The sequence below is a fragment of the Paenibacillus elgii NBRC 100335 genome (assembly GCF_004000865.1).
Taxonomy (GTDB): Bacteria; Bacillota; Bacilli; order Paenibacillales; family NBRC-103111; genus Paenibacillus_G; species Paenibacillus_G elgii.
The window spans coordinates 26,045-35,624 of sequence record NZ_BIMB01000066.1 but is presented as its reverse complement, the minus strand read 5'-3'; the positions used below and the strand labels follow the sequence as shown (position 1 = coordinate 35,624).

The window sequence follows — 9,580 nt, the reverse complement described above, 5'->3', positions numbered from 1 at the left end:
CGCCATAGCGCAGGTGGTGGGAGTGTTCAATTACTTTATTCAAAAATATAGACGCTTACGATTGTTATTGTTAGTTGGAAGATGGGGATAAATGTAACTTACCTAGGGGGATTGAACTTCTTTTAGTAGGTTGGACATAAAGTAAATGGGGATAATTATTAACTCAACTTTCGCAGCTTAATTGGTTGAACAAACCTTTGATATAGCTGGGCAAACCGGAGATCCACTCGCGAGTTGACAAAAAATAGTTGATTTATTATCAATTGCTGCAACGCGGTTTGGTAATCTAGGTCACGCACTTTGTCGGCAAATAGGAAAAATAAACCACCCAACGACTTGGGGACGTTCTCCTGCCGGCGCTCGAATTCCATCACCAAGTAGCGGCTGAATACAACCGTTGTATGGCTGATGAGCATGTCGAAGGAACGACCCTGAAACTCGGTGCCGAGCTTAAGATAACTTTTTGTGAATTTGAAAAATGTCTCAATATTCCACCTCATGCCGTGAATCCGAACAATTTCCTCCGCATCGATTGTTAGGTCGGTGCTGAGGATCGCAAACCATTCCCGTCTCTTGTTGCGGTTTTGAACAAACACTAGCTTGATCGGCAAGCCACAGGCTGTTTCGACGGTCACCGAGCCAAGTACGTCCGAAGCTTTGTTCTTCTGTACCGTGCTATACAGTTCTTTTAAGTTCAGCAGCTTGCCGTTCAGCCGGTAACGTTGTTTCATGTCTTTGATCATGCCAATGACCTGAAGTCCTTTGGCGGTTAACGTTCGGAGCAGCGGCGCTTGGGTGAACCAACTGTCCATCAGCACATAGTCGGCGGGAAAGCCGACAAACAGTGCTCGTTCGACTATGTCGGCGACAGCATCTGGTTTACGGGAAAAAGCTTCTATCCGGCGTTTATAGCCCTGACTACGCTTGGACAAATGCTCGTTCATCTCGCAGATGCGGTTCACAAGCTTAGCGGAAGAAAGCATGACAAAGTCGATCGGCGCAAAGCTGAAACCGTCCGACCAGCCAAGAGTCAGCATATTGAAGCCCCTGGTAAAGCAGCCGGTTGTATGATCGAACACGCGGGCTAAGAGCTCGGCTTTCTTGCTGCGGTTACGGCTTAAGACGGAATCGTCGACGATGAAGACACGCGTGCGCGAAGACGAAATGAGCGACTCGAAGTGCAAAACGATTTTCAAAGCAAAGCTGTGAAGAAACTTCCGCCAGTTAAAAGAAGCCTGATTGAGAAAACGGTAGACAACATCTTTGCGGGGTAGCGACTTTCCACGATCGCTTTCCAAAAGACGAAACCAGTTCCGGCCCTCGAAGACGAGTGAAAACAGAATTTGAAACTCGGCCAAGCTGGAATAACCGAATGATTTGGAAATGCCAGCCTTACGTAGCAAATGGCCGATTTGCAGGGTGGAAAACACGGCTGAAAAGCGACTTTTCGCCTGTTCAGACAAGGAATTATGGTGTACCATAGGAGTTACGCACCTTTCTTTGTTTGCATGGTTGCTGGACACTTCCATGATACCAAACAAGAAGGGTGTTTTTCTGTCAAGAGCGGACTTTTATGTCATCGAACCCTGCAGTACAAAGTCAATGTGCCGATTTTCAAGCTGCGAAAGTGGAGTTATTAATATTTTGGAAAATAAAATGACCGAAAAGGGCCCCAGCTAATTTTGAAGGGATCGATCGAGAGCTGGAGCTCATGGAATTTCAATGCCGCACAAGAACTAGTCAATATACGGATCGCATCCGGAATGTCCAGGGATGTGAAGTCCAGCGCAGTGCTGTCCATAAATGACAAAAGTAGTATTAGATTGATAAAGGGATGAAGCCCTCGGCCAGCTTGTTAAAGGGACCTCTTAATTATTATAAAAAACGCCGACCTTTCTTGAAAGTAAGAGAGGTCGGTTTCTCTAACAGTACGGGTCCGCGTCTTTTGGCGTAACGTCTCTATACTCCGTGCTTCTTGTCATCCTGCGAGATTATCTTCAGTCAGGGCTATGCTACGCAAACTATTGGACTAGTTCCGAATTGAAGAGATTAACTGATATTCGGCGTAGATTCCCTGATAATAGGTTTTGTGTAGATATGGGAAACCTGGTAAGGCTGTTTGGGATCGTGAATGCGGGAGAGAAGCATCTCCGCACCTTTAATGCCCATTTCACTGCTGTAAATGTGGACGGTTGTCAGATGAGGCTCAACAAGGACAGATTCTGGCCCATTGTCAAAGCCGCAAATAACAACATCCCGGGGGACATGAATGTTCCGGTTCCGAAGCGCTTTCATAAAATTTGCGGCAAGGTAATCGTTGGCGCAAACAAAAGCTGCGGGAAGCTCGTTCATTTTGCTGATTCGCTCATCCATCCAGCCGGGCCGCGAGAAAAGGCAGTCATCATCGACGAGGCATTGGGAGAGGTCGAGGTTGATCCTGGCTTCGGCAAGCGCCCGGTTAAAGCCCGTCCATCTTTCGTTAAAGCTTCGGCAGTGGGAGTAGTTTCCGATAAAACCAAAGCTTCTGTAGCCGCCGTCAATAAGCCGCTTGGTAAGCTGATAAGTACTGTGTTCATTCTCCATCAGCAGAACATCGGCTTGAAAGTCGGAATAACAGATGGAGGCGGAGCAGTCGACAAATAGGGTAGGAATACCGAGACCTGTAATGAGCTTGCTGTATTCCATATCAAACAGCTCGATACAAATAATCCCGTCCACATTAGCGGCATCGAAATTGTTAGGCAACGACAAGGTGCTGCGCTCAATGTCTCTGACGATGTGAATGGACAGATTATAGCCTTCGCTGCTGATCCGCTCCTCCAGTCCGCTGATCAGGGTGGACCCGAAATGGGAAGTATTCGGCAGGTTTTCCGTTAAAAGCGCGATGTTCCCCGATTTTTTGGACAACTTGCTTTCGCTTTCCATATACGCAAACTGTTTATATTTTAACTCTATCGCTTTCTTAATGACCTTGTTGCGAGTCTCCTCCGGAATGCTTTTGCTTCCGTTCAGCGCCTTGGAGGCGGTGTTGCGCGAAATGCCCAGCGCGTCGGCGATGTCTTGTATGGTCACGCGTTCCTTCGTCATTATTTCACCTCAAGTTTCTCTCTACAGATCTCCTTCCAATTTATATTAGTTTGTGAAAAATAGCAACATGAGTTTACAAATGCACAAATAAATTTGCGTTTAAAAATTTCCATTATTTTTATTAATATGCATTTTTAACTGATTATAGTAGTAGGTGAATAGGCAAGAACGTCTCTTTTGAATCGGCATTCCCATAAAATAATAGCTTTTAAACGATCTTCAAGGCTTGGATTTGTGCAAATGTAAAGTTAAAACGTATTAAATTCACACAAATTTGTAATCAAATTGACTAATGTTAATTTACATTTTGTATTGACTTCTGACGAAATGAAGTGCTAAATTGTAAATGGATAGGGAAGCGGAGGGCATGGAACGATGTTGATGAAAGCCTTTTCGGTTGGCAAATGTAAACTTCAAGGAGGGACGGAGGGTAAGAAATGCACCATGCACTCGGCTATTTGAAAAAGCATTATTTTCATTACATACTGCTTGCGCCGGCTCTTATATTAACCCTGATCTTCAAGTACGGTCCTATGTACGGAGCCGTTATTGCGTTCAAGAATTTCAGCCCGATCAAAGGGATTATGGGAAGCGAATGGGTCGGATTGAAGCATTTCGAAAAGGTTCTGTCCGCACCGAATTTTGAAGTGATTCTCATAAACACACTCAAGCTAAGTGTGTACGGTCTTCTTCTCGGCTTTCCCGTACCGATTTTGCTGGCGCTCATGTTAAATCAGGTGCGCAGAGCAGGCGTAAAGAAGAATATTCAATTATTTTTGTACGCGCCCAACTTCATCTCCGTCGTTGTCATCGTCGGGATGCTGTTTATTTTCCTATCGCCGACAGGACCGATTAACCAACTGCTTGTCTGGATGACGGGCGAACCGGTCATGTTTATGTCCCGTCCCGAGTACTTTAGGTGGATCTATATTCTGTCCGATATTTGGACCGGGGCCGGCTGGGCATCCATTATCTATGTGGCCGCGCTGGCGAACGTTGACCCCGAGCTGCATAATGCGGCCAGCCTTGACGGAGCAAATCTGATCCAGCGAATTCGACATATCGACCTTCCAACCGTCCGTCCGATTATGGCTATCGTCTTTATTTTGGCTGCCGGCGGGATTATGTCAATCGGATTTGAAAAGGCTTACTTAATGCAAACGGCTATGAATCTGCCAACCTCGGAGATTATTCCGACCTATGTCTACAAAATCGGATTACAGGCAGGGGACTATTCGTATTCCGCCGCCGTAGGGCTGTTCAATTCGGTGATCAATGTCGTCCTGCTCGTTACCGTAAACATTGTCGTCAAGAAGCTGAATGAGGGCGAAGGACTTTACTGAAGAAAGGAGCACCATCATGCCCATCAAACATTCCAGACTGGATCGCTATTTGCTGGTCCTGATCGGCGTTTGCCTGACGTTGGCCGTCCTGGTTGTGGTTGTGCCGCTGCTGTACATCGTCGTGGCCTCCTTTATGGACCCTTCCGTTCTGCTTAGCCGGGGGCTATCCTTTAATGTCTCGGATTGGACCTTGGACGGGTACGAGAAGATTTTGACTAACCCGGCGATGGTTCGAGGCTTTGGAAACGCAGTGGCGTACTCGGCCGCTTTTGCCGCTATAACCGTCCTAGTGTCCATCTTTGCGGGATATGCTTTGGCGGATGACCGCTTAAAAGGGCGCAGATTTTTTATGACGCTTTTTCTCATCACGCTGTTCTTTGGCGGAGGACTGGTGCCTACCTATCTGCTTGTCAAAAAATTAGGGATGATCGATACCATTTGGGCGGTACTCCTTCCCGGCGCGGTGAACGTTTGGAACATTATTTTGTCCCGAACCTTCTTCAAAGGCGTGCCCCACGAGCTGAAAGAAGCGGCAAATGTGGATGGCGCCTCCGAAATAAAAATTTTTGCCCGCATTGTTCTGCCGCTCTCCAAACCGATTATTTTCGTTCTGGCGCTTTACGCTTTTGTCGGCCAATGGAATTCGTATTTCGACGCCATGATCTATCTCGATAATGCGAAGCTGCATCCGCTGCAGCTCGTGCTCCGCTCTATTCTGATCCAGAATCAGGTTGATCCGGGGATGATTGGCGATCAGCTTGCCATGGCGGAGATGAAGCGATTGTCCGAGATTATTAAATATGCGGCAATCGTCATCTCAAGTCTGCCGCTTATCGTGATGTATCCGTTTTTCCAAAAGTATTTTGAAAAAGGTGTCTTGGTAGGTTCCCTCAAATAGAGGGCCGCATTACATAGATGCGATTTAAAATGGGAGGTCATTAGGATGAAAAAGTTTAAACAACCGAAATCTGCCTTCAAGGCCGCATCCGCATCCGTACTTGCTTCCGCGCTCCTGCTTTCCGCCTGCAGTAATGACGGGAGCGGCGGTTCCGCCAGTCCCCAGCAGGACCCAAGCGGGAAAGTCACGCTGAATGTGATGACGCAAAGCTCTCCGCTTGCCCCGGCCGATCCGAACGAAAAGCTAATCTTTAAGCGTCTTGAGGAAAAAACGAATGTTCACATCAACTGGAAGAACTTCACCCGGGATGTGTTTGTAGAAAAACGAAATCTCGCAATGGCGAGCGGCGACCTGCCCGATGCAATCTTTGACGCGGGGTACGGTGATTATGAGCTGTTGAAGCTGGCGAAGGACGGGGCCATCATCCCGCTGAACGATCTGATTGAGAAGCATATGCCGAACTTAAAGAAAGTGCTGGAGGAAGCGCCTGAATACAAAGCGATGATGACGGCTCCGGACGGTAAGATTTATGCATTCCCGTGGATCGAAGAGCTCGGCGAAGGAAAGGAGCGCATTCAGGCTGTCGACGCGGTTCCCTGGATCAATGTGACGTGGCTAAAAAAGCTGGGACTCCAAATGCCGAAAACGACGGAAGAGCTGAAAAAGGTGCTGATCGCCTTTAAAACGCAGGATCCGAACGGCAATGGAAAGGCGGATGAAATTCCGCTGTCCTTTATTAACAAACCGGGCGCCGAAGATCTCGTCTTCCTGTTCGCGGCATTCGGGCTTGGGGAGAACCCGGACCACGCGGTAGTGACGAACGAGGGCAAAGTCGTCTTCACCCCTGCTGAAGAAGGGTACAAGAATGCGGTAAAGTTCATTAACGAGCTGTATAAGGAAGGGCTTATCGATATTGAAGCGTATACGCAGGACTGGAGCACCTACCTGGCTAAAGGGAAGGATCACAAATACGGCCTTTATTTCTCCTGGGATAAGAGCAATATCTCCGGTGCCAATGACAGCTATGACGTCATGCCTCCTGTAGCCGGGCCAAGCGGCGAAACCAATGTCACCCGGACAAACGCCCTGGGCTTCCACCGCGGTAGAATGGTCATTACGAGCGCCAACAAAAACCTGGAGACGACGGCGAAATGGGTCGATCAAATGTATGACCCGATTCAATCCGTCCAAAATAACTGGGGCACCTATGGCGATGACAAGCAGCAAAATATTTTCGAGTTTGACGCTTCGAACAAGATGCTGAAGCACTTGCCGCTGAACGGTACGGCGCCGGTAGAGCTGCGCGAGAAAACAAGCGTCGGCGGTCCGCTCGCGATCCTGGACGGCTATTACGGCAAACATACAACCTTGCCGGACGACGCCAAAGAAAGAATGCAGATCGTCAAAAAAATTATGGTTCCTCACATGAAAGCGGAGAATGTGATGCCGAGCGTCTTTCATTCGATCGATGAGCTGGATCGCCTGACGACCATCGAAACAGACCTCTTCGCCTACGTGCTTAGAATGCGCACAGAATGGTACCAAAACGGCAAGATTGACGAGCAGTGGGATGCCTATTTGAAAGAGCTTGATCGGCTGGGGCTGAAGGAGTGGCTTAAAATTAAACAATCCGGTTACGATCGGGCCGCAAAGCAGTAAGGGATGTCCAAGCGGAGGTTGTGCACCTGGCGGCGATGAAGGCGTTGAAGTGCGCAGCCTCCTACTAATTGAGATATATAGAGACAAATTCCGGCACGACAGTCGGACGGATCTGATTTCGGAGAGAAAAGGAGAGCTGCACCATGTCTACCACGGTCAAGCACAACTATAGAGGTATGTATCATTTCTCGCCTAACGAGAAGTGGATGAACGATCCGAACGGGATGGTCTATTTTAACGGCGAATACCATCTGTTCTTTCAGCATCATCCCAACGGGATGACTTGGGGTCCGATGCACTGGGGCCACGCCGTCAGCAAAGACTTGGTCGTCTGGGAGGAGCTTGATATCGCGCTGGCGCCGGATGAGAACGGTATGATTTACTCGGGGAGCGCTGTGGTCGATTGGCGCAATACAACGGGTTTTTTCGGGGATGAGCCCGGACTTGTCGCTATTTTTACGCATCATCTTCCGCAGGAGGGTGACCTCTACCTCCAAACGCAGAGCCTCGCGTACAGCAAGGACAACGGGAGAACCTGGACAAAGTTTGAAAGCAATCCGGTATTGAAGCATGAGTCTTATATCGACTTCCGCGATCCGAAAGTATTTTGGCATGAGGACACGAATCGCTGGGTCATGGTCATCGCATGCGGGCAATCGGTATGTATCTACCATTCCCCCGATTTGAAATCGTGGACATTTGGAAGCGAGTTTGGCGCCGGCATCGGCTTCCATGGCGGAGTGTGGGAGTGTCCGGATTTATTCGCGCTGAATCTTGACGGAGATTCGTCTAAGCAAAAATGGGTGATGCTGGTCAGCATCGGCGATGATCCCGCCTATAAGGAAGGCTCGCGGATCCAGTATTTTACCGGCAGCTTTGACGGAATCGCGTTCACGCCGGATGAATCGTCCCATACGGTGCGTTGGCTGGATTATGGCCGCGATAACTATGCGGGTGTAACCTGGTCCGACGTTCCTGCGGAGGATGGAAGACGCCTCTATATCGGCTGGATGAGTAACTGGAAATACGCCAATCTTACTCCGACGGAGGGATTCCGTGGTGCGATGACGGTACCAAGAGAGCTGCAGCTTCGATCCGGAGCGGATGGCTGCGCAACCTTGGTACAGAAGCCGGTGCGTGAGCTCGAGTATGCCCGCGTTCAGGCGCTGGAGCTGACGAATGTGTCCTGGACAGAAGCGGAAGAAGCACTCGCTTCCTTGCGGTTGGAGAGCTATGAGTTGAAAGTGGTCGCGTCGTCCGGCTCATCTTATGCATTCAAGGTGAGAAAGGGCGATCAGGGAGAGACTATAGTCGGGGTGGATGCAGCGCGTGGAGAAGTGTATGTAGACCGGACGAAGTCCGGATTGCATGAGTTCCATGAGCAGTTCCGAGGCGTTCATGCGGCAAAGCTGCAATCTCCGGAAGCGACGATCGATCTTCAAATTTATGTGGACCGTTCCTCCGTCGAAGTATTTGCCAATGGCGGCCAGGCGGTCATTACCGACCTGATTTATCCCCAAGGCGATGCTTTAGGAATTTCGCTAACGGCTGATGATGATAGGCTTCTGCTGGCTTCATTTTCAGTTTATGAAATGGCGCCGTCCGCCAAGGGCTCGAACTAAGTACGGAAGGGGGCAGCCCGATATGCTGCGCATTGGAGGAATCGAAGCGGGCGGAACCAAGTTTGTATGCGGGGTCGGAAACGAACGCGGCGAAGTCGTCGATAGCATCAGCTTTCCGACGGAGGATCCCGAGACTACGCTCGGTAAGGCGATTGCTTATTTCAAAGAAAAATCCGTGGATGCGATAGGGATCGGATCTTTCGGTCCGATCGACCTTCGCCTCGGGAGTCCGACCTACGGATATGTCACCACAACGCCAAAGCCGGGCTGGGGGAATGTCGACTTTCTGGGGACTCTGCGGCGCGAATTCGATGTTCCCTGCGGATGGAACACCGATGTGAACGCGGCCGCCTTTGGCGAGGCGACCTGGGGGGCGGCCAAGGGATTAAAAAGCTGCCTCTATTACACGGTTGGGACAGGAATCGGCATTGGCGTCTTTTTGGAAGGCAGGCTTGTCCAGGGGCTGGTCCATCCGGAAGGCGGGCATATGCTAACGAGGCGGCATCCGGGGGATGATTTTGCAGGCTTATGCCCTTATCACGGCGACTGCCTTGAAGGCATGGCGTCCGGGCCGGCGATCGAGGCCCGTTGGAACGTGAAAGGGCATGAGCTCCCGTCGAACCATCCGGCTTGGGGGATGGAAGCCTACTATATTGCGCAATCGATTACCGGGGCCGTTCTTTTGAATTCGCCGGAAAAGGTCATTCTCGGAGGGGGCGTCATGCAGCAGTCCCAGCTGTTCCCGCTCATCAGGGAAGCGGTGAAAGCGAATTTGAACGGTTATGTGAGCGCCAGCGAAATTGTGGAGCGCATGGACGAATACATCGTACCGCCGGGACTTGGACAGCAGGCCGGTTTATGCGGGGCATTCGCGCTTGGTCTTGCCGCCCTGCAGTCTCAGGTTCCTTCACTTTAACTTGACGCTGCAGCTATAATGTTCGGCCGATTTGTAAAAAAGGGGAGCTGGCTGT

At 49.9% G+C, this 9,580-nt stretch carries 6 protein-coding genes and 1 pseudogene; 5 read left to right on the top strand and 2 right to left on the bottom strand.

Annotated features, from left to right (window positions below; translation table 11 throughout):
- Window positions 1–163: 163 nt before the first annotated feature.
- Window positions 164–1,481, bottom strand: a pseudogene (locus PEL01S_RS30720) (IS4 family transposase).
- Between the two features lie 568 nt (window positions 1,482–2,049).
- Window positions 2,050–3,087: a LacI family DNA-binding transcriptional regulator gene (locus tag PEL01S_RS30715; RefSeq protein ID WP_127462936.1), complete on the bottom strand. Its 1,038-nt coding sequence runs from the start codon at window positions 3,085–3,087 to the stop codon at window positions 2,050–2,052.
- 437 nt (window positions 3,088–3,524) lie between these two features.
- On the opposite strand from PEL01S_RS30715, the gene PEL01S_RS30710 reads away from it, so the two are divergent.
- From PEL01S_RS30710 to PEL01S_RS30690, 5 genes are all read left to right on the top strand, one after another.
- Window positions 3,525–4,430, top strand: a complete 906-nt coding sequence (locus PEL01S_RS30710) for an ABC transporter permease (protein ID WP_010495811.1) — start codon at window positions 3,525–3,527, stop codon at window positions 4,428–4,430.
- A gap of 16 nt (window positions 4,431–4,446) precedes the next feature.
- Entirely contained in the window at window positions 4,447–5,328 is an 882-nt protein-coding gene (locus tag PEL01S_RS30705) for a carbohydrate ABC transporter permease (protein ID WP_127462935.1), read from the top strand.
- Window positions 5,329–5,373: 45 nt separating this feature from the next.
- A complete protein-coding gene (locus PEL01S_RS30700; protein WP_174807034.1) occupies window positions 5,374–6,987 on the top strand; it encodes an ABC transporter substrate-binding protein in 1,614 nt (537 codons plus the stop codon).
- Between the two features lie 143 nt (window positions 6,988–7,130).
- A complete protein-coding gene (locus tag PEL01S_RS30695; protein WP_127462933.1) occupies window positions 7,131–8,609 on the top strand; it encodes a glycoside hydrolase family 32 protein in 1,479 nt (492 codons plus the stop codon).
- 22 nt (window positions 8,610–8,631) lie between these two features.
- The gene (locus PEL01S_RS30690) at window positions 8,632–9,525 is read left to right on the top strand and encodes an ROK family protein (RefSeq protein WP_127462932.1); all 894 of its coding nucleotides are present in this window, start codon (window positions 8,632–8,634) and stop codon (window positions 9,523–9,525) included.
- The last annotated feature ends 55 nt before the right edge of the window (window positions 9,526–9,580 follow it).

Coding starts and splice junctions, on each gene's coding strand:
- PEL01S_RS30715 (WP_127462936.1), bottom strand. CDS start 3,087: ATGACGAAGGAACGCGTGACCATACAAGACATCGCCGACGCGCTGGGC.
- PEL01S_RS30710 (WP_010495811.1), top strand. CDS start 3,525: ATGCACCATGCACTCGGCTATTTGAAAAAGCATTATTTTCATTACATA.
- PEL01S_RS30705 (WP_127462935.1), top strand. CDS start 4,447: ATGCCCATCAAACATTCCAGACTGGATCGCTATTTGCTGGTCCTGATC.
- PEL01S_RS30700 (WP_174807034.1), top strand. CDS start 5,374: ATGAAAAAGTTTAAACAACCGAAATCTGCCTTCAAGGCCGCATCCGCA.
- PEL01S_RS30695 (WP_127462933.1), top strand. CDS start 7,131: ATGTCTACCACGGTCAAGCACAACTATAGAGGTATGTATCATTTCTCG.
- PEL01S_RS30690 (WP_127462932.1), top strand. CDS start 8,632: ATGCTGCGCATTGGAGGAATCGAAGCGGGCGGAACCAAGTTTGTATGC.